This window comes from Mesorhizobium sp. RCAM 05104 (genome assembly GCF_059683645.1).
The window spans coordinates 4,774,214-4,793,152 of sequence record NZ_CM185033.1 but is presented as its reverse complement, the minus strand read 5'-3'; the positions used below and the strand labels follow the sequence as shown (position 1 = coordinate 4,793,152).

Annotated in this window: 18 protein-coding genes; 9 read left to right on the top strand and 9 right to left on the bottom strand. The window is 63.9% G+C overall.

The window, feature by feature from the left end; all coding sequences use genetic code 11:
• Positions 1 to 3: 3 nt before the first annotated feature.
• From AC56QP_RS23480 to olsB, 6 genes are all read left to right on the top strand, one after another.
• Positions 4 to 1,086: an RsmD family RNA methyltransferase gene (locus tag AC56QP_RS23480; RefSeq protein WP_489863278.1), complete on the top strand. Its 1,083-nt coding sequence runs from the start codon at positions 4 to 6 to the stop codon at positions 1,084 to 1,086.
• Positions 1,087 to 1,944, top strand: a complete 858-nt coding sequence (locus tag AC56QP_RS23475; RefSeq protein ID WP_489863279.1) for a TrmH family RNA methyltransferase — start codon at positions 1,087 to 1,089, stop codon at positions 1,942 to 1,944.
• A gap of 13 nt (positions 1,945 to 1,957) precedes the next feature.
• Positions 1,958 to 2,440 carry a signal peptidase II gene (lspA, locus tag AC56QP_RS23470; protein WP_489863280.1) on the top strand — a complete coding sequence of 161 codons (483 nt, stop codon included), beginning with the start codon at positions 1,958 to 1,960 and terminating at the stop codon, positions 2,438 to 2,440.
• Positions 2,441 to 2,496: 56 nt separating this feature from the next.
• Positions 2,497 to 3,486, top strand: coding sequence for an acrylyl-CoA reductase (NADPH) (acuI, locus tag AC56QP_RS23465; protein WP_489863281.1), 990 nt, complete (start codon positions 2,497 to 2,499; stop codon positions 3,484 to 3,486).
• Positions 3,487 to 3,629: 143 nt separating this feature from the next.
• Positions 3,630 to 5,918, top strand: a complete 2,289-nt coding sequence (locus tag AC56QP_RS23460; RefSeq protein ID WP_489863282.1) for a response regulator — start codon at positions 3,630 to 3,632, stop codon at positions 5,916 to 5,918.
• 185 nt (positions 5,919 to 6,103) lie between these two features.
• The gene (gene olsB, locus AC56QP_RS23455; RefSeq protein WP_167365238.1) at positions 6,104 to 6,979 is read left to right on the top strand and encodes a l-ornithine N(alpha)-acyltransferase; all 876 of its coding nucleotides are present in this window, start codon (positions 6,104 to 6,106) and stop codon (positions 6,977 to 6,979) included.
• Between the two features lie 86 nt (positions 6,980 to 7,065).
• Here olsB and AC56QP_RS23450 read toward each other — a convergent pair whose 3' ends face one another.
• Both AC56QP_RS23450 and grpE read right to left on the bottom strand, forming a co-directional pair.
• A complete protein-coding gene (locus AC56QP_RS23450; RefSeq protein WP_489863283.1) occupies positions 7,066 to 7,698 on the bottom strand; it encodes a trimeric intracellular cation channel family protein in 633 nt (210 codons plus the stop codon).
• Positions 7,699 to 7,793: 95 nt separating this feature from the next.
• Positions 7,794 to 8,429: a nucleotide exchange factor GrpE gene (grpE, locus tag AC56QP_RS23445; protein WP_091583265.1), complete on the bottom strand. Its 636-nt coding sequence runs from the start codon at positions 8,427 to 8,429 to the stop codon at positions 7,794 to 7,796.
• A 240-nt stretch (positions 8,430 to 8,669) separates the two neighbouring features.
• On the opposite strand from grpE, the gene AC56QP_RS23440 reads away from it, so the two are divergent.
• The 3 genes from AC56QP_RS23440 (at position 8,670) to AC56QP_RS23430 (ending at position 11,051) form a co-directional block, all read left to right on the top strand.
• Positions 8,670 to 8,867, top strand: coding sequence for a hypothetical protein (locus tag AC56QP_RS23440; RefSeq protein ID WP_489863284.1), 198 nt, complete (start codon positions 8,670 to 8,672; stop codon positions 8,865 to 8,867).
• Positions 8,868 to 8,999: 132 nt separating this feature from the next.
• Positions 9,000 to 10,022 carry a fatty acid desaturase gene (locus AC56QP_RS23435; RefSeq protein ID WP_489863285.1) on the top strand — a complete coding sequence of 341 codons (1,023 nt, stop codon included), beginning with the start codon at positions 9,000 to 9,002 and terminating at the stop codon, positions 10,020 to 10,022.
• Positions 10,023 to 10,097: 75 nt separating this feature from the next.
• Positions 10,098 to 11,051 (top strand): phosphoribosylaminoimidazolesuccinocarboxamide synthase, encoded by a 954-nt coding sequence (locus AC56QP_RS23430; RefSeq protein WP_489863286.1) that lies wholly within the window; start codon positions 10,098 to 10,100, stop codon positions 11,049 to 11,051.
• A gap of 45 nt (positions 11,052 to 11,096) precedes the next feature.
• Here AC56QP_RS23430 and AC56QP_RS23425 read toward each other — a convergent pair whose 3' ends face one another.
• The 7 genes from AC56QP_RS23425 to cysG all read right to left on the bottom strand — a co-directional run bounded on the left by AC56QP_RS23425 (position 11,097) and on the right by cysG (position 18,541).
• A complete protein-coding gene (locus tag AC56QP_RS23425) occupies positions 11,097 to 11,717 on the bottom strand; it encodes a DJ-1/PfpI family protein (protein ID WP_489863287.1) in 621 nt (206 codons plus the stop codon).
• 193 nt (positions 11,718 to 11,910) lie between these two features.
• Positions 11,911 to 13,518: a GMC family oxidoreductase gene (locus tag AC56QP_RS23420; protein ID WP_489863288.1), complete on the bottom strand. Its 1,608-nt coding sequence runs from the start codon at positions 13,516 to 13,518 to the stop codon at positions 11,911 to 11,913.
• A gap of 117 nt (positions 13,519 to 13,635) precedes the next feature.
• Positions 13,636 to 14,169 carry a DUF934 domain-containing protein gene (locus AC56QP_RS23415; protein WP_091583281.1) on the bottom strand — a complete coding sequence of 178 codons (534 nt, stop codon included), beginning with the start codon at positions 14,167 to 14,169 and terminating at the stop codon, positions 13,636 to 13,638.
• 172 nt (positions 14,170 to 14,341) lie between these two features.
• Positions 14,342 to 15,106, bottom strand: coding sequence for a phosphoadenylyl-sulfate reductase (locus tag AC56QP_RS23410; protein WP_489863289.1), 765 nt, complete (start codon positions 15,104 to 15,106; stop codon positions 14,342 to 14,344).
• A complete protein-coding gene (locus AC56QP_RS23405) occupies positions 15,081 to 16,751 on the bottom strand; it encodes a nitrite/sulfite reductase (protein ID WP_489863290.1) in 1,671 nt (556 codons plus the stop codon). Before AC56QP_RS23405 ends, AC56QP_RS23410 begins: the two co-directional genes overlap by 26 nt.
• Before the next feature lie 48 nt (positions 16,752 to 16,799).
• Positions 16,800 to 17,093 (bottom strand): DUF2849 domain-containing protein, encoded by a 294-nt coding sequence (locus AC56QP_RS23400; RefSeq protein ID WP_489863291.1) that lies wholly within the window; start codon positions 17,091 to 17,093, stop codon positions 16,800 to 16,802.
• Positions 17,090 to 18,541, bottom strand: a complete 1,452-nt coding sequence (gene cysG, locus AC56QP_RS23395) for a siroheme synthase CysG (RefSeq protein ID WP_489863292.1) — start codon at positions 18,539 to 18,541, stop codon at positions 17,090 to 17,092. The genes AC56QP_RS23400 and cysG overlap by 4 nt, the downstream gene beginning before the upstream one ends.
• Between the last annotated feature and the right edge of the window lie 398 nt (positions 18,542 to 18,939).

The following is an 18,939-nucleotide window of genomic DNA, read 5'->3' as shown; positions in this document are numbered from 1 at the left end:
TGCTTGAAGTCTTTTCGCGACAAACGCCGCGACAACCGCCCGCCCGCCAAGGGCGGAGCCGGAGAGGCGCGTCCGCATGAGGGGCGCGCAACGGCACGGCCGGACACCAGGCCGCGCGAACGGGAGGCCAGAGCCGATGACCGCTCCGAGCCGAAATCCGCACCGCGCATCCTTGCTCGCCGCGACGGTGCCCTGCCTGCCGAACACCTCCCGCTGATCCTGGAAGTGGCGCCGAATGCCGACTATGCGCTGCTCGACAGCGGCGCCGGGCAGAAACTCGAGCAGTACGGCCCCTACCGAATCGTGCGACCCGAGGGCCAGGCGATCTGGCAAAAGGCCTTGCCGGCAAAGGACTGGGAGCGCGCCGACGCGATCTTCACCGGCGACACCGACGAGGAAGGCATCGGCCGCTGGCGCTTCCCCGGGACGCCGTTGGGCGAGACCTGGCCGATGAAGCATGACGGCATCGACTATCTCGGCCGTTTCACCTCGTTTCGCCATGTCGGCGTGTTTCCCGAGCAGGCCTCGCACTGGGACCACATGGCCGGGCTGATCGCGGCGGCGAAGCGGCCGGTCAAGGTGCTGAACCTGTTCGGCTATACCGGTCTTGCCTCGCTGGTGGCGGCCCGCGCCGGCGCCGAGGTCACCCATGTCGATGCCTCCAAGAAGGCGATCGGCTGGGCCCGTGAAAACCAGGAAATGGCCGGGCTCGGCAGCAAGCCGATCCGCTGGATCGTCGACGACGCGGTGAAGTTCGCCGAGCGCGAGGAGCGCCGCGGCAGCCGCTACGACATCATCCTGTTCGATCCGCCGGCCTATGGCCGCGGGCCCAAGGGCGAGGTCTGGCAACTGTTCGAGGACCTGCCGGGGCTGACCGACCTTTGCCGTTCGATCCTGACGCCGAAGCCGCTCGCCGTGGTGCTGACCGCCTATTCGATCCGCGCCTCGTTCTTCGCCATCCATGCCTTGATGCGCGACACCTTTGCCGGCATGGGCGGCAAGGTCGAATCGGGAGAGTTGATCATTCGCGAGAAATCCGCCGGCCGCGCGCTTTCCACGTCGCTTTTCTCGCGCTGGGTGGCCTGAATGAACGAGCGGCACGCAGGCGCACCCGGCCAGGTGAAGGAAGTCACCAGCCTCGCCAACCCCCTGGTCAAGGACATCAAGGCGCTGGCGCTGAAGAAATTCCGCGACCAGCAGAACGCTTTCATGGCCGAGGGCCTGAAGCTGGTCATCGATGCGCTCGATCTCGGCTGGCAGATCAGGACATTGGTTTTCGCCAAGGCCGGACGCGGCAACGCGGCGATCGAGAAGGTCGCGGCGCGCACCGTTGCCGCCGGCGGCATGGTGCTCGAAGTGTCGGAAAAGGTGCTTGTCGCCATCACGCGCCGCGACAATCCGCAAATGGTGGTCGGCGTCTTTTCGCAAAAGTTCCTGCCGCTGAAGGACATCCGTGCCCAGAGCGACGATGTCTGGGTGGCGCTCGACCGGGTGCGCGATCCCGGCAATCTCGGCACCGTCATCCGCACCGTCGATGCCGTCGGCGCCAGGGGCGTCATCCTGGTCGGCGACACCACCGATCCTTTTTCCGTGGAGACGGTGCGCGCCACCATGGGTTCGATCTTTGCCGTGCCGGTGGTCAAGGCGACGACCGAGGCTTTCCTTGCCTGGCGAGGAGGGTTTTCAGGCCTCGTCGCCGGCACCCACCTGAAAGGCGCCGTCGACTACCGCTCGGTCGACTTTTCCCGCGGCCCGGTGCTGCTGATGATGGGCAACGAGCAGCAGGGACTGCCCGAAAGCCTGGCGGCAAGTTGCGACAGGCTGCTGCGGATTCCGCAAGCGGGCCGCGCCGATTCGCTCAATCTTGCGGTCGCCACCGGCATCATGCTGTTCGAGATCCGGCGCGCCGCGCTGAAGCTCGAACCAATCGTGGACCAGCAATGAAGGTTACCCGCCCGTGAGATCATGGTCCCCCTACGCGCTGCTCGTCGTCGCGGCCATAACGCTCGACCAGTGGGTAAAATACCTGGTCGAGACCGGCTTGCCCTTCCAGGAAAAGCTCGATCTCGTGCCATTCCTGGCGTTGTTCCGCACCTACAACACCGGCATCGCCTTCTCGATGTTTTCCTCCTTCGGCGACATCGGGCTGATCGTCATCTCGCTTGCGGTCGTTGCCTTCGTGCTGTTCCTGGCGACGCGGATAGCGCCGTCCCAGATCCTTGCCCGCACCGGCTTTGCGCTGATCGTCGGCGGCGCGCTCGGCAATCTGATCGACCGCGCCATCTATGGCCACGTCATCGACTACATCCTGTTCCACACGCCGGTCTGGTCCTTCGCCGTCTTCAACCTCGCTGACGCCTTCATCTCGGTGGGTGCGGTGCTGGTCGTCTTCGACGAACTCTTCGGCTGGCGGCGTGAGCCCAGACCTTCGAACGATTGACCCCGCGCGGCCATCGCCGCACAGTCATGTCGTCAGCCAAGATCGCGGAGAGAAAAGTGCCCGAAACCTTCAAAGCCATCCTCGTTTCGCGTGACGCCGAGAAAAAGCAGTCGGTAGCGGTGACGGACCTCACCGAAGCCGACCTGATGGAAGGCGATGTCACCGTCGCGGTCGAGGCGACGACGGTGAACTACAAGGACGGCCTGGCGATCACAGGCAAGGCGCCGGTGATCCGCCGCTGGCCACTGGTGCCGGGCATCGACTTCTCCGGGACCGTCATCTCGTCTTCCAATCCAGGTTGGAGCAAGGGCGACAAGGTGATCTTGAATGGCTGGGGCGTCGGCGAAACCCATTTCGGCGCCTATGCCGGGCGCGCTCGCGTCAAGGGCGACTGGCTGGTGCCGCTGCCGCAAGGCATGAGCCCGCATGATGCGATGGCGGTCGGCACCGCGGGCTATACCGCCATGCTCTGCGTCATGGCGCTGGAGCGGCACGGCATCCTGCCCGATCGCGGCCCGGTGGTGGTGACGGGGGCGGCCGGCGGCGTCGGCTCGGTCGCGGTCTCGATCCTGTCCAGCCTCGGCTACCATGTCGTTGCTGCCACCGGCCGCAATGCCGAAAGCCCCTATTTGATCAACCTTGGCGCCGCCGAAGTGATATCGCGCGACGAACTTGCCCAGCCGGCCAAGCCGCTGGCCAAGGAGCGCTGGGCCGGCGGCGTCGACGCGGTCGGCAGCCACACGCTGGCCAATGTCCTGTCGATGACCTCCTATGGCGGCGCCGTTGCCGCCTGTGGCCTGGCCGGCGGCATGGACCTGCCGACCAGCGTCGCCCCTTTCATCTTGCGCGGCGTCTCACTGCTCGGTATCGATTCGGTGATGGCGCCGAAGGCGGTCCGTCTCGAGGCCTGGCGGCGCATCGGCACCGACCTCGATCTGCGGAAGCTCGCCAGCCTGTCGACGACCATCGGTTTCGACGGCATCATCGATGCCGCGCGCGACATCGTCGACGGCAAGATCCGCGGGCGTGTCGTCGTCGATATGTGAACCTGTTCGACGACCCGCGGAACGCGGATGGAACCGCCACGCCGACGGCAAATTCCCGGCCGCCGCGGCGGAAAATGCCCATCCGCTAAAATTCGAACGATCCGCCACAATCTTCCATAATCTCTGTCTGGCAAGGGTTTCGCATGATCGCGGAATCCGGCAGCCAACAGGCGGACACTGGCGAAGACGTCGATGCGGCGACCCCGCCGGCGCCGACGCGGCGCTTTGTTGCCGCGCCGCCGCTGGTGCCCGAGCCGGAGCCCGCCAGCCGCGAAGGCCTGCCGTTCATGACCTTCGTCGCCATCGTCGTGCTGGCCGGCCTGACGCATCTGACCGGGGCGCCGATCTTCATCAGCGTCGCATTGCTGGCAACCGGCCTTGCCGGCCTCGCCGTGCACCTGCGCACCAGGCGGAGTGAACACCGCACCGCGGCACTTCTCGACGAAACCACCGCCCGCAGCCGCGCCGAGATCGAGACGCTGGCCGACCGCATGTGGGAAATGCAGGAAAGCGAGGAGCGCTTTCGCGGCCTGATCGACGCACTTGGCGACCTCGTCATTCACCGCGATCGCGACGGCTACATCGTCTATGCCAACAAGGTCTTCGCGGATCTCGTCGAAACCGAACAACGCCACCTTGCTGGCAAGACCCTGGCGGAACTCGGCATCGATGTCGGCATCGTTCCCGATGCCGCCTTTTCCGATCATGAATGCCTGAGTTCCACGGATGTCGTGATCCGCACGCCAAGCGGTCCGCGCTGGTTTTCATGGATCGAACTGTCGGTGCGCGACAAGGACAGCGGCGCCGTTTCGCATCGCGCCATCGCCCGCGACATCACCGCCCGCAAACGTGCCGAATCCTCGCTGATCACCGCTCGTGAACGGGCCGAATACGCCAGCCAGGCCAAATCGCGCTTCCTCGCCACCGTCAGCCATGAAATCCGCACGCCGATGAACGGCATCATGGGCATGGCAAGGTTGCTGGCCGACACCAGCCTGTCGCCGGAGCAGCAGACCTATGTCGGCGCCGTCTCGACCTCGGCCAGCGCCTTGCTCGCCCTGATCGAGGATCTGCTCGACTACTCCAAGATCGAGGCGGGACGCTTCGATCCGGAGCCGCAGCCGATGTCGGTGCGTGAGATCGCCGACAACATCATCGAGTTGCTGGCCGCGCGAGCCTTCGCCAAGAATATCGGCCTCGGCTGCCATGTCGAACCCGATGTGCCGCAATTGATCACCGCCGATCCGGGCAAGGTCAGGCAGGTGCTGCTCAACCTCATCGGCAACGCCATCAAGTTCACCGACAGCGGCGGCGTATTGGTGAGCATCGCGCGCGCCCGCACCCAGACCACCGATCGCATCTGCTTCACCATCGCCGACACTGGTCCGGGTCTGCGCGACGAGGACATGGAGCGCATTTTCGAGGAGTTCGAGCAGGCCGACGGCACGTCGACGCGTGCGCATGGCGGAGCCGGACTCGGTCTTGCCATCTCCAAACGCCTGGTGATCGCCATGGGCGGTGCGATCTCGGTATCCAGCCGGCTTGGCCAGGGATCCGAATTCGTCTTCGAAATACCGGCGATATCTGCCACCGAGGCACCGCAGAGCCGGCAGAACGCGCTGTCGGGCAGGCGCGCGGTGATCCTGTCGAAAAACGCCGTCGAGGCCGATGCCATCGCCCGCACCATCCGTGCCAATGGCGGCGCGGTCGATGTCGCCACCACCGCGGCACAGGCCGCGCCCTTCGCCGCCGGCTGCGACGTGCTTCTGGTCGATGCCGCGATGGAGGAGAGCGATGGAAGGCTGCTCAAGCGCCTGCGCCAGAGCGGCTTCGCCGACTGCGAGGCCATCACGCTGATCGCGCCGACCGACCGCGGCATGCTTGGCGAGTTCCGCGCCAGCGGCTACGCAACCTTTCTTGCCAGGCCAGTGCGTGGCGGAACACTTCTGCGTGTGCTGTTGAGCAGCAATGCCGCCGCCCTCGCCCAGCCGCAGCCGGAAACGCACCGCGCGCCGGCGTTTCGTGCCGTCAGCCACCGCCAGCAGGGCCTGTCGGTGCTGATCGCCGAGGACAATGACATCAACGCCATGCTGGCCCGCGCCACGCTGCTGAAGGCCGGGCATCGCGTCAAGGTTGTCGGCAACGGCAAGGCCGCTGTGGAAGCTGTCACCGGCGCCGGACGCAAGCACCGCTTCGACGTCGTGCTGATGGATCTGCACATGCCGGTCATGGACGGGCTGGACGCGATTGCCGCCATCCGCCGCCATGAGGAGGAGACCTCCGCGCCGCCTGTGCCGATCATGGTGTTGTCGGCCGACAGCCAGGAAAAGACGCGCCATGCGGTCCTCGCCCATGGCGCCAGCGGCTTCGTCACCAAGCCGCTCGACCCCGATGCGCTGGTCGCCGCCGTCGAGGGACAGGTCGCCGCCTGAGCCTCCTTTCCTTCCTCCGCGTCGACCCGTATCCTCGCGAAGCGTAGCCGGTTGACCGTCTTCGCCAGCCGACGAAGTATTGCCCGCGACCTCGTATCACGGTACTGTCACAATCCTGTTGCACCTACACCGTATCCCCGTGCCAAGAGGGATGGCTCGAAGGAGAATCACTCGTGCATACAGTTATGCCGGAATGTGACACTCGGCCGAACGCCAGCAGCGCATTGCTTGCCGGCCGTAACGTCGATTCCGTCATAAAGGGCGCGGCACTCGGCCGTATCGGCAATCTCGAAGTGCGGCTCGCCCGCAACGAGGCCGAGATCGCGGCCGCGCAGGAAGTGCGCTACCGCGTGTTCTACGACGAGCTCGGCGCCAGGAAGGAGCTGTTCCAGGCGCATGACCGCCGCGACGCCGACCGGTTCGATCCGCTCTGCGACCATCTGCTTGTCTTCGATACCTCGCTTTCGGGCCCGGAGCATCGTCGTATCGTCGGCACCTATCGCCTGCTGCGGCAAGAAATCGCGGCCGCGGCCGGCGGGTTCTATTCCGAAGGCGAGTTCGAGCTGACCCAGCTCATCGCCCGTCACCCCGGCCAGCGTTTCCTAGAGCTCGGCCGGTCCTGCGTCTTGCCCGAGTACCGCTCGAAGCGCACCATCGAGGCGCTGTGGCAAGGCATCTGGGCCTACATCAACCATTACGAAATCGGTGTGATGACCGGCTGCGCTTCTTTCCACGGCACGGTGCCGGCGGCGCATGCCGAGGCGTTCACCTACCTCGCCCATCACTGCCGGACGAACTCGGCCTGGGACGTGCGCGCGGTCTCTGGGCGCTACTGCTCGATGGATTTGATGCCGATCGAGGCGGTCAACGCCAAGGCGGCGATCGCGGCAATGCCGCCATTGGTCAAGGGCTATCTGCGCGTCGGTGCGCGCATCGGCGACGGCTGCGTCATCGACCGCGAGTTCTCGACGGTCGACGTGTTCGTGGTGATGCCGGTCAAGGAAATCGGCGCCCGCTACGTCAACTACTATGGTGGGGAAGCCCAGCGCTTCGCTGCCTGACGTTAGCGAACAGCGAAAGCCACGCCGCAATCCTGCGGACTGCCATCCCCCTGTTCGCTACTCCCTATTGGCCACTCACTTCACCTTCACGGAATATCTTCCGGCCGCCGGCCGGGCCGGCTCTTGTAGGACGGAAACGCCCAGCCGAAACGGAGTGCGCCGCCGCGCACGGCAAACGCCGCGGCGAAGCCGGCCAGTCCTGAAACAATCTGCGGCAGTCCGGCGACATCGCCTATGGTAAAGACGGCTGCCCCGACGAGAGCCGCCGTCACATAGATTTCCGGCCTCAGCAGCACCGAAGGCTCCCCCGCCAGGAGATCGCGCAGGATGCCGCCAAATGTGGCGGTCAGCATGCCGGTGATCACAGACACCGCCGGCGAGCCGGTGATGGCAAGTCCCTTGGCCGCGCCCATCACTGAAAAGGCGGCAAGGCCGATGGCGTCGAGCCACAAAAGCAGCTTGTAACGGGATTCGACGCGATGTGCCGTGAAGAACACCACCACCGCCACCACCGCGCAGATCAGCACATAGTCGCGGTTTCCCACCCAGAAGACAGGCACATTGAGGATGAGATCGCGGAAGGTGCCGCCGCCGATGCCGGTGACGCTGGCCAGGAACAGGAAACCGATAATGTCGAGCTGCTTGCGCGAAGCGGCAAGCGCCCCGGTCGCAGCAAAGACGGCGACACCAGCATAGTCGAGAAGCGCAATGGGGTTCATGCAGCGAACAATGAAAGAGTAAGTGGAAAATAGCGAATAGCACGAAGCTGCTATTGCGTATTTCCCTATTCGCTACTCGCTATTCCCTTGTCCGTTCACGCGTCCTTCTCGGCCTCGTCATTCACCGGACCCGGCTCGACCTGCGCTTCGCCGGCTGCAAGCTTCGGACCGCCCTTGGCGACGCCGACCATGGCCGGGCGCAACACCCGCTCGCCGATAGAATAACCCGGCTGCACGACCTGGACCACGGTATTGGCCGGGACATCCGGATTGGGCACTTCGAACATCGCCTGGTGGAAATTGGGATCGAACCTCTCGCCTTCCGGCGTGAGCTTCTTGACCCCGTGCCGTTCCAGCGCCGACAGCATGGCGCGCTCGGTGAGGTCTACGCCTTCGATCAGCGCCTTGAAGCCGGCGTCGCCGGATGCCTTGGCCTCGGCTGGAATCGCATCCAGCGCGCGGCGCAGATTGTCCGAGACCGACAGCATGTCGCGAGCGAAATTGGCGACCGCATAGGTGCGCGCGTCGTGCACGTCGCGCGCGGTGCGGCGGCGCAGGTTTTCCATCTCGGCCGCCACGCGCAGCGCGCGGTCCTTCAGCTCTTCATTTTCCTTCAGCAGCCGCACAAGCGCTTCATAATCGCCGTCGATGCTGCCTTCCGTGCGCTCGGCATTGGCCTCGGTCGCCTCGGCTTCGTCGGGCGCGCGTTCGTCTTTTGCCTGGTCGCTCATCGCCGTTTCCCGTCAATCTGGAATGGTGTGGATTTTGTGCCCGATATCGAGGTTTGGCGGCCAAAAATCAAGGGGTAAGCAAGAGTGGAGGCTGTCGGCAGGGCCGAGCGAGGCATGGCAAGACATTTCAATTTTAATTCAAACTTTACCTTAACCGCCAGCTTTGCTTGCCACAAAGGAGTGATCGCGGAACCATTCCCTTGCTGGAGGAGTTTCGAAGCCGACACAGGATTTTGACAGATGACCCGCAACAAGGGCGAAAAGACAGAAAGATTGGCTGCCGAAGTCAAACGCCAATTCGGCGCCGAGTCGACGACGCGCTTTCTGCGAACCTTGCCGGCCTTCCGTGCCGAAGCCGATATTCCCGACCGCTTCAGGAAATTGCTTGACCGCCTGGACAGCGTGGAAAGCAGCACCGCCAGCGGCGGGCGCCGGTAGCCAGAACCTCCGGCATTTCAACGTTCCAGCACCAGAAGGCCGGCCTCACATGGCTGTCGCGCGACAATTACGCGCAGTAATTTCACGTGAACATCGCCTTGCGGCGCCACCCTCCGGCGTCTATATTCCCTGATGAACATGATTTCCCCTGAGACGGCGGCCAGCAGCAAACGTGCGTGGCTGAAGATTTTGGCGCGCTACAAGAAGCCGGACAGGCGTCGCAGCGCCCTCGAACTCGCCATCACTCTCATTCCTTTCGCCCTGCTCTGGGGCCTCTCCTCGGCCGCCTATGCCTATGGCCATTGGTGGGGGCTGATCCTCATCCTTCCCGCGGCCGGGTTCCTGGTGCGGATCTTCATGATCCAGCATGATTGCGGCCATGGCTCTTTCTTCGCCAATCGCTATGCCGACGACTGGATCGGCCGCGCGCTCGGCGTCCTCACGCTGACGCCGTACGACTGCTGGCGGCGCGCCCACGCCACGCATCACGCCAGCGCCGGCAACCTTGACGAGCGCGGCATGGGCGACATCAGGACGCTGACCGTTGCCGAATACCGGCAAATGTCCTGGCGGGGCCGCCTTGCCTATCGTCTCTATCGCCATCCGCTGGTGATGTTCGGCCTTGGACCGATCTGGCTGTTCATCTTCGAGCAAAGGCTGCCAATCGGCATGATGCGGGGCGGCCTGACGCCCTGGGTGTCGTCAATGACCACCAATCTCGCCATCGCGGTTGCGGCAGCCGTTCTCATCTGGTTTGTCGGCCCCGGCGCGTTCCTGGTGGTCCATCTGCCGATCGTCATCCTCGCCGGGTCGGCCGGCATCTGGCTGTTCTACGTCCAGCACCAGTTCGAGGAGACCGAATGGGCAAAGGATTCCGAATGGGAATTCCAGCATGCGGCCCTGCACGGATCATCTTACTACGACCTGCCGCCGGTGCTGAACTGGTTCACCGGCAATATCGGCGTCCACCATGTCCATCACCTCTCCGCCAGGGTACCGGGCTACCGGTTGCAGGAAGTGCTGCGGGATTATCCGGAACTGCGCGGTATCGGACGCGTCACGCTCCTCGAAAGCCTGCGCTGCGTCAAGCTGGCGTTGTGGGATGAAAACCGCCGGAAGCTGGTGTCGTTCCGCGAGGCACGGGCGGCGATCTAAAACCAATCGACATTCATCGGTCAAGCATCGAGCTTCGGGCAATTTGCGGCGACCATCGGCGAACGACATGCACCAATGAGCGATCCGCGCGTACTTTCAGATGCCTTCATCCCCGAACTTCCAAACCGCTACAGCGGCAAGGTACGGGAAAATTACGACCTGCCGGACGGGCGGCGCATCATTATCGCCACCGACCGCATCAGTGCCTTCGACACCATCCTGACCTCAATCCCGTTCAAGGGAGAGATCCTGACTCAGATCGCCAGGTACTGGTTTGAAGAGACCGCCGATATCTGCCCGAACCATGTTCTCGAATATCCCGACCCCAACGTTGTCGTGGGCACCCGGCTCGAGATCCTGCCTGTCGAAATTGTCGTTCGTGGCTATCTGGCGGGAACCACCAGCACGTCAATCCTGACCAAATACAAGAATGGCGAGCGGGATATGTATGGAACTGTCCTGCCGGACGGGTTGCGTGCAAACGAGAAGCTTCGCGAAGCGATCATCACCCCGACGAGCAAGGCTTTTGATGGCGGTCATGATGAACCTCTGTCCGAAGCCGAAATAATCGAACGAGGTCTTCTCACACCGGCGCAATGGCAGACCGTGTCGAGCTACGCCTTGCGGTTGTTCGCCCGAGGCCAGGCGCGCGCCGCCGAGCGCGGCCTGATCCTCGCCGACACGAAATACGAGTTCGGCGTCGACAAGCACGGGACGATCGTGCTCGCCGACGAGATCCACACGCCTGACAGCAGCCGGTACTGGATCGCGTCGACGTATGAACAGGCGCTCGAAAACGGCACGCGGCCGGACAGTTTCGACAAGGATTTCATCCGGTCGTGGGTCTCGGCCCGATGCGACCCGTACAAGGAACCGATCCCGAAGATTCCTGACGAGATCGTCAATCAGGCCTCGCGGGTTTATGCCCAGGCCTATGAAGCGATCACCGGCAAGGAGTTCTTGCCTGACCTCTCCGGAGCCACCGTACTGGATCGCATCCGCGGCAATCTCAAGCGTTACTACCAATGATTGCCGCCGCGCCATGCGGCGCGGCGCCATTGGCAAACTCCTGGATCAAGCCGCCTGGCGCTCATCGCGCATCAATATCTCGCCATGGCGGATCTCCGTGCCCAGCACCTTCAGACATTCACGGATGAAGTTGGACAGGCCCGGCCAGCCCTTGGCTGAAACGAGATTGCCGTCGACATGCGCGCCGGTCGGCGCGACGTCGATATAGATGCCGCCGGCCAGTGTCACTTCCGGCTCGCAATAATGAAGCGCCGCGACTTCCCTTCCCCGCACCACGCCGTCGACGGCAATCAGGATCTGCACGCCATGGCAGATGGTGAAGATCGGCTTGCCGGCCTCATGGAAATGCCGCACCAGCGCCTGCACGCGCTTGTCGATGCGGATGTATTCCGGCCCGCGCCCGCCCGCCGCATAGACGGCGTCATATTTGGCCGGGTCCACCTCGGAAAACGTCTTGTTGAGGATGTAGTCGTGGCCTAGCTTTTCCGTATAGGTCTGGTGGCCTTCGAAATCGTGCAGCGACGTCTTCAATATGTCGCCCGCATTCTTGTCCGGACAGACCACATGCACCGTGTGGCCAACGGCATGCATGGCCTGTTCAAAGACGAAAATCTCGTACTCCTCGCTGAACTCGCCAACGAGCATCAATATCTTCTTGCCAGCCATTCCCGGTTCCTCCCTTGTGGCCATATTTATTTCGGATCGCGAAATAATAGCTCTATCCTAAGGGCAGCGCGGTGAAAGGGAAAGCATAAATCGCACAATTGGTAAGACCAATTCATGTCAATTGCCTACAGCGCCGCCGCAGGACGTTTCACAGTAGGCAAAAATGACGCCACTGGTTCGACCAGAACTCCAGTCAGGCAGCCGTCTTGATCATGTCCGCCGCCTTTTCGGCGATCATGATGGTCGGTGCATTGGTGTTGCCGCCGATCAGCGTCGGCATCACCGACGCGTCGACGACCCGCAAAGCCTTGATGCCGCGCACGCGCAGCTCCGGATCGACCACCGCCATATCGTCGGTGCCCATCTTGCAGGTGCCCGCCGGGTGATAGATCGTATCGGCACGGGCCCGGATATGCGCCATCAGCTCCGCGTCGCTCGAAACCCCGGCGGTGTAGATCTCCTTGTCGCGGTATTTGGCCAGCGCTGGCGCCTCCAGTATGCCGCGCATCATTCGGACGCCCTTGAGCAACAGCTCGGCGTCGCGTTCGTCGGAGAGAAAGCGCGGATCGATGCGCGGTGGCGCCAGCGGATCGTGCGTCGACAGCCCGACCTCGCCGCGCGAATGCGGCCGCAGCACACAGACATGGCAGGAAAAGCCATAACCCATATGCAGCTTGCGGCCATGATCATCGACGATGGCGATGCAGAAGTGCAATTGCAGGTCGGGCCGGTCTATCGCCGGGTCGGATTTGAGAAAGGCGCCACCCTCCGCGTAAGGCGTCGCGATCATGCCGCCGCCGTCCTTGCGCCAGCGCCGCAGGTGCCGCAGCAGGCCAGGCAGGCCGCGCAGGCCGATGCCCATCATGTCGGCATCCCTTGACGTCCAGCCCATGATGAAATCGAGATGATCCTGCAGGTTCTTGCCGACGCCGGGCAGTTCATGAACGATCGGAATTCCGTGCGCTGCAAGCTCGACAGCCGGGCCGATCCCGGAAAGCAACAAGAGTTGCGGTGAGCCGAAGGCACCACCGCAGACGATGACCTCGCGCCTGGCTTTCACAACGACTTCGTCCTTGCCCGCGCGATAGCGCACGCCGGTGGCCCGCTTGCCGTCAAGGACGATTCCCGTGGCATGCGCACCGGTGACGACGGTTAGGTTCGGCCGGTCCATCGCCGGATGCAGATAGGCGGCGGCCGCCGAGCAGCGCTCGCCATTGCGGCGTTCGCCCCAGAATTGCGTGACCTGATAAAGCCCCGCCCCTTCCTGCTCTGGTCCATTGAAATCATCGTTGCGACGGATCTGGTTTTCACCGCAGGCCTCTACAAAGGCCCGGGAGACCGGGCGCGGCTCCTGCTGCTCCGCGACCCGCAGCGGCCCGTCGCCGCCGTGCAAGGCGTCGCTGCCGCGCTGGTTGCCTTCAGCGCGCCGGAAATAGGGCAACACCTCGTCCCATGACCAGCCGTCGCAGCCGAGATCGGCCCATTCGTCATAATCGCCACGGTGCCCGCGTGTATAGAGCATGGCATTGATGGCGCTGGAGCCACCCAGCGCCTTGCCGCGCGGCTGGTAGCCCTTGCGGCCGCCAAGCCCCTGCTGCGGCACCGTCTCGAATGCCCAGTTGTCGATCTTCGGCCTGCCTGGCAGCAGGGCAATGAGGCCCGCCGGGGCGCGGATGACCAGGCTCCTGCCCTCGCCGCCGGCTTCGATCAGGCAGACCGTTTTCGATGGATCTTCGGAGAGCCGCGCGGCAAGCGTGCAGCCGGCGGACCCGCCACCGGCGATGACATAATCGAAATCCATGATCTTCTCCTGGCACCCGGCGGATGTTTCCGTCCGGACGCCCAAGAGAAGGCCTGATCACCGCTGATGTAAAGCCGCTCGGAATTACCGTTGCGTCAACCCAGGGATCATTGAGATTCAGCCGGCCCGCACCCGCCGCCAGGAATATTTTGGGCCCTTGGGCTCCGGCACGGCGGCTGGCTGGTAATAGAGCCCCAACCCGCCGGTGCGTCCCTCTTCCAGGCGCTTCAACAGCACCGGATTCGAAATCTCGAACTCGTCGAAGCCGAGCCGCAGCATATGCGGCAACTGGTCGACGAGAACCTGACCGGTGGCGCGCACCGCGCCTTCGAAATGATAGCGCCCGCGCAGCAGTTCGCCCTTGGAGAAGGAGCGGCCGTCGCTGAAGGCCGGGAAGGCCAGTGCCACCAGCGACAGCTGGTCGAGCAGGTCGGCTATCTTCTCGAGCTGATCGCCTGGCTGCAGCACGACGCCGAGCCGCTCCTTGGCGGAGCGGCGCACTTGCGGGTCAAGGTCGAGGAACGCCTGCAGCGGCAGGATGAAACGGCCATTGCCGGCAAGCGCTTCGGCGCTTTCGGCATGAGCCCACTCATCCTCACGAAAACCCGTCGGGGTCCACAGGCGGGTCTCCGGTGTCGTCGGTTCAGTCATCAAAAGTTCCTAAATATTCAAACGGGCCAAGGATGTATTGAGATTCAGGTCAGGCTGCGCCGAAAAATGGCGGCTTCCGAGAACCGGTGCGAAGCGTACCTGAAGTACGTGAGCACCGGAAGCGCAGGAAGCTGCCGTTTGCAGGCCAGCCTCACCTGAATCTCAACACATCCTAAAGGGATGCATCGGTCAGCGACACTTCCAACCCCGAAAGGTGGATGCCGCACTCGGTCTTGGCATGGCCTGCCCAGCGGCCGCTGCGCGCGTCCTCGCCCGGCTGCACAGGCTGCGTGCACGGGAAACACCCGATCGACAGATAGCCATAGGCGACCAACGGATTTTCGCGCAGTGCATGCGCGCGCATGTAGTCGGCTTGGTCCGATGTCGTCCAGTGCGCCAATGGATTGATGCGCATACGCGCGCCGACCGCCTCGAACACCGGAAGCGCTGCCCGCGTCGCGGCCTGGAAGCGCTTGCGGCCGGTGAGCCAGGCACGAAACGGCGCGACACCGCGCGCCAGCGGCTCGACCTTGCGCACGTCGCAGCAGGCATCAGTGTCGCTCTGGTGCAGATTGCCCGTCGGATCGATCCGTTCGAGCGCAGCCTCCTCGGGCTTGATCACCCGGATATTGGTCAGCCCGAAATCGGCGACAAGCGCGTCGCGATAGCCGAGCGTCTCCTCGAAATGCTTGCCGGTGTCGAGGAAGATGACCGGCAGCGTGCGGTCGATCTTGGCGATCATGTGCAGCAGCACCGCCGAATCCGCCCCGAAGGACGACACCGCGGCGATCTCGTCGTGGAACAATTCACGGGCCGACCGTTCGATGATCTCGAGCGGATTCAGATGACCGTAAAGCGCATCGAGTCCCGCCGCCCTGGCGGCGATGCCGTCATCGACGTCGACGATACGGTCAAGCGGCCTTGGCTTCGCCAGCATAGAGCGCCTCCTTGAACGGCGCGGGACCGACACGGCGGTAGGCGTCGATGAATTTCTCTTGGGGGTTGAGCCGAAGGCCGAGATAGGTCTCGACGATCTGCTCGATGGCGTCGGTGATCTCTTCCGACGAGAAGCCGCGGCCGATGATCTCGCCGACCGACGTGTTCTCGTCGGCCGATCCGCCAAGCGTCACCTGATAGAGCTCCGAGCCCTTCTTCTCGACACCCAGTATGCCGATATGGCCGACATGGTGATGGCCGCAGGCATTGATGCAGCCGGAGATCTTCAGCTTCAGTTCGCCGATCTCGCGCTGGCGCTCCAGCGAGGCGAAGCGGCGCGAGATTTCCTGCGCGATCGGGATCGAGCGTGCCGTCGCCAGCGCGCAGTAATCGAGGCCCGGGCACGAGATGATGTCCGATATCAGGTTGGAATTGGCCGTCGCCAGCCCGATGTCGACCAGCGCGTCATAGACCGCCTTGAGGTCGGCACGCGCCACATGCGGCAGGATGAGGTTCTGCTCATGGCTGACGCGAAGTTCGTCGAAGGCGTATTTCTCGGCGATGTCGGCGACCGCTTCCATCTGGCTGTCCGAGGCGTCGCCCGGAACCTCGCCGATGCCCTTCAGCGAAATGGTCACCGCCGCGTAGTCAGGATGGCGGTGCGTCACCACGTTCTGGTCGAGCCACTGCGAGAAGCCCTTCGAATCCAGGCGTGCAAGCTTGACCGCCTGGTCGCCATCCGGCCGATCGGCCAGCGCCGGCGGCGCGAAATAGGCCTCGATGGCACGGATGTCGGCCTCCGGCAGCTTCAGCTCGGCGTCCTTCAACTCCCGCCACTCGGCCTCGACCTGGCGGGTGATTTCGTCGACGCCCGTTTCGTGGACCAGGATCTTGATGCGCGCCTTGTATTTGTTGTCGCGGCGGCCATAGAGGTTGTAAACGCGCAGGATCGCCGTGCAGTAGGACAGAAGGTCGGCTTCCGGCAGGAAGTCGCGGATCTTCCTGGCCACCATCGGCGTACGACCCTGGCCGCCGCCAATATAGACGGCAAAGCCGAGCTCGCCGGCGGCGTTCTTCTTCAGGTGCAGGCCGATGTCATGCGTCTGGATGGCCGCACGGTCGCGTTCGGCACCGGTCACCGCGATCTTGAACTTGCGCGGCAGGAACGAGAATTCCGGATGCACCGACGACCACTGGCGCAGGATTTCGGCATAGGGGCGAGGATCGGCGACTTCGTCGGCGGCCGCACCGGCGAAATGGTCGGCGGTGACGTTGCGGATGCAATTGCCGCTGGTCTGGATGGCGTGCATCTCCACGCTTGCCAGATCGGCCAGGATCGCCGGAATGTCCGACAGCGCCGGCCAGTTGAACTGGATGTTCTGGCGCGTGGTGAAGTGGCCGTAGCCCTTGTCGTATTTGCGGGCAATGTGGCCGAGCATGCGCAACTGCTTGCCGTTCAGCGTGCCATAGGGCACCGCGATGCGCAGCATATAGGCGTGCAGCTGAAGATAGACGCCGTTCATCAGCCGGAGCGGGCGGAACTGGTCCTCGGTGATCTCGCCGGCAAGCCGGCGCTGGACCTGGTCGCTGAACTCGGCGACGCGGGCCTGGACAAAATCGTGGTCGAACTCATCGTAACGGTACATGCTTGGTCTTTCCGGGCGCGTCCGCCCGTGTTTCACTAATGTCTTGGCTTACGCCGAGTGGGCAGCCTGCTTGCCGAGATCGTTGCGGATGGTGGGGCCGGCGGCGCGGATCTTCTCGCGCAGCCGCACCGGCTCGACAGCGCCGTTGACAACATCCGCGTCGATCAGATTGACGTCGACCACTTCATTGTCGGCATAGGCCTTGGCGCCGATCGCCTCCAGGCGATCCTCCGCCGCCTTGTCATGGGCGAGGTCGGCATGGTCCACCGTCTCGGCCCAGCCGCCATCGGCGTACCAGACGGCAATGCCGTCGGTCAGGCGGTTGGCGGTCAGTATCTTCATTGTTCAACTCCTTCGGCAGCGGCAGTTGCCGCGCTTTCATGCCTGTGTGCCGCGAGTGGCTCGGACCGTTCAAAGTTTGCGCCGGCGACCGCGTCGCCAATGATGGTCATGACCGGGCCGGTCAGATCGGCACGCGCTTCGAGCGACGGCAGGTCGGCAAGCGTGCCGTGGAAGCGACGGCGATTGGCAAGGCTCGCATTCTCGACCACGGCGACCGCCGTATCCGGCGACAGGCCCGCTTCGATCAACCGGCCGGCAACCTCGGCCGCCACCGAACGGCCCATATAGACGGCGACGGTGGCGCCGGAAATGGCGAGCTTGGCCCAGTCGGGCAACGAATTGCCCTTGAGGTCGTGGCCGGTGGTGAACACCATCGACGACGACACGCCGCGCAAGGTCAGCGGCAGTTCGAAATCGGCGGCGGCGGCGAAGGCCGCGGTGACGCCTGGAACCACCTCATAGGCGATGCCGGCATCGCGCAGTGCGGCCATCTCCTCGCCGGCCCGGCCGAACACCAGCGGGTCGCCCGACTTCAGCCGCACGACGCGTTTGCCTTCGCGGCCGAGTTCGACCAGCAGCGCATTGATCTCGGCCTGGCTCTTGCTGTGGCAGCCCTTGCGTTTTCCCACCGGCAGGCGCTCGGCATCGCGGCGGCCCATGGCGACGATCGCCTCCGGCACCAGCGCATCGTGGACGATCACGTCAGCTTCCATCAGCAGGCGGTGCGCGCGCAGCGTCAGAAGGTCCTCGGCGCCCGGACCGGCACCGACCAGTGCGATATGGCCCGACGCCGGCGCATTCGAAAGCAACAGGCCGACAGCTGCATCATGTGCCCGAGACAGCTGACCCGCTTCAGCCGCGCGGGCAGGGGCGCCGGCGAAGAAATCATTCCAGAAACGGCGGCGGGCATTGCCCCTCGGCAGCAGCTTCTCGGCAGCGCCACGGAACGAAGTGGCAAGCACTGCCAGCGATCCAAGCGAGGGCGATAGCATGCGGTCGATGCGAGCGCGCAGCATCTGGGCAAGCACCGGGCCGGCGCCCTCCGTGCCGATGGCAATAGCCACCGGTGCACGGTTCACCAGCGCCGGGGTGAAGAAATCGCAGAGCTCCGGCCGGTCGACGGCATTGACCGGAATGCCCAGCCGGCGTGCGTCCTCAACAACGAGGCGGTCGAGTGCCTCGTTGCCGCTGGCCGCAAACACCATGACCGCGCCTTCGAGATGCGCGGTGTCGTAAGCGGCGGTCACATGGTTCGCGCCTGTCTGGGCGATGAACGCCAAAAGGTCCGGCTCGGCATTGTCCGTGATGATGCACAGCACCGCGCTCGACTGTCCGAGCAGCCGCGCCTTGGCCAGCGCTTCTTCGCCGCCGCCGACGATGGCCACGGCTTCGCCCTCGACCCGCATGAAGACGGGAAAGGCATTGAGCTTGGGAGCAGCGTGCGGCATGGATGCGAGCGGAATCCTCAACTGGCTTGCAGTTCTACGCGCGAGCGCGGAAAACCAGAAGGAACGCACTCGCGCATCGCTTGTCGGGATGCAATCGCTTTTCTGAAAGCGTCGCGGCCAAGAGAAAAATATTTCTCTTTCGCTCATGGAGCGGATTCAAGCTGCTGCCACAGGCCTTGAATTCCGGCTCTTTTAGCGCTTCGCGACAAATGTCGCAAAACAGTTTTTTCTAAATTCTACCAATTTAGTAGATTAAAGTCGCCCGCGTCCAGATTGGCGAAGGACAGCAAAAATGCTGCCCCTTTCCGGTCTACGGTGACAATGATCCGCATCAATTCCAGCGGCCATTCGCTTTTTGCGCCTGTCGTGGCCGATTTCGCCTCTTGCGGGTTGCATCG

What these genes read in the sequence shown, in the direction of transcription:
- AC56QP_RS23435 (WP_489863285.1), top strand. Translation starts at nt 9,000, where the DNA reads ATGAACATGATTTCCCCTGAGACGGCGGCCAGCAGCAAACGTGCGTGG.
- AC56QP_RS23425 (WP_489863287.1), bottom strand. Translation starts at nt 11,717, where the DNA reads ATGGCTGGCAAGAAGATATTGATGCTCGTTGGCGAGTTCAGCGAGGAG.
- AC56QP_RS23460 (WP_489863282.1), top strand. Translation starts at nt 3,630, where the DNA reads ATGATCGCGGAATCCGGCAGCCAACAGGCGGACACTGGCGAAGACGTC.
- olsB (WP_167365238.1), top strand. Translation starts at nt 6,104, where the DNA reads ATGCCGGAATGTGACACTCGGCCGAACGCCAGCAGCGCATTGCTTGCC.
- AC56QP_RS23405 (WP_489863290.1), bottom strand. Translation starts at nt 16,751, where the DNA reads ATGTACCGTTACGATGAGTTCGACCACGATTTTGTCCAGGCCCGCGTC.
- AC56QP_RS23430 (WP_489863286.1), top strand. Translation starts at nt 10,098, where the DNA reads ATGAGCGATCCGCGCGTACTTTCAGATGCCTTCATCCCCGAACTTCCA.
- AC56QP_RS23440 (WP_489863284.1), top strand. Translation starts at nt 8,670, where the DNA reads ATGACCCGCAACAAGGGCGAAAAGACAGAAAGATTGGCTGCCGAAGTC.
- AC56QP_RS23475 (WP_489863279.1), top strand. Translation starts at nt 1,087, where the DNA reads ATGAACGAGCGGCACGCAGGCGCACCCGGCCAGGTGAAGGAAGTCACC.
- AC56QP_RS23415 (WP_091583281.1), bottom strand. Translation starts at nt 14,169, where the DNA reads ATGACTGAACCGACGACACCGGAGACCCGCCTGTGGACCCCGACGGGT.
- AC56QP_RS23450 (WP_489863283.1), bottom strand. Translation starts at nt 7,698, where the DNA reads ATGAACCCCATTGCGCTTCTCGACTATGCTGGTGTCGCCGTCTTTGCT.
- AC56QP_RS23400 (WP_489863291.1), bottom strand. Translation starts at nt 17,093, where the DNA reads ATGAAGATACTGACCGCCAACCGCCTGACCGACGGCATTGCCGTCTGG.
- cysG (WP_489863292.1), bottom strand. Translation starts at nt 18,541, where the DNA reads ATGCCGCACGCTGCTCCCAAGCTCAATGCCTTTCCCGTCTTCATGCGG.
- AC56QP_RS23420 (WP_489863288.1), bottom strand. Translation starts at nt 13,518, where the DNA reads ATGGATTTCGATTATGTCATCGCCGGTGGCGGGTCCGCCGGCTGCACG.
- grpE (WP_091583265.1), bottom strand. Translation starts at nt 8,429, where the DNA reads ATGAGCGACCAGGCAAAAGACGAACGCGCGCCCGACGAAGCCGAGGCG.
- AC56QP_RS23410 (WP_489863289.1), bottom strand. Translation starts at nt 15,106, where the DNA reads ATGCTGGCGAAGCCAAGGCCGCTTGACCGTATCGTCGACGTCGATGAC.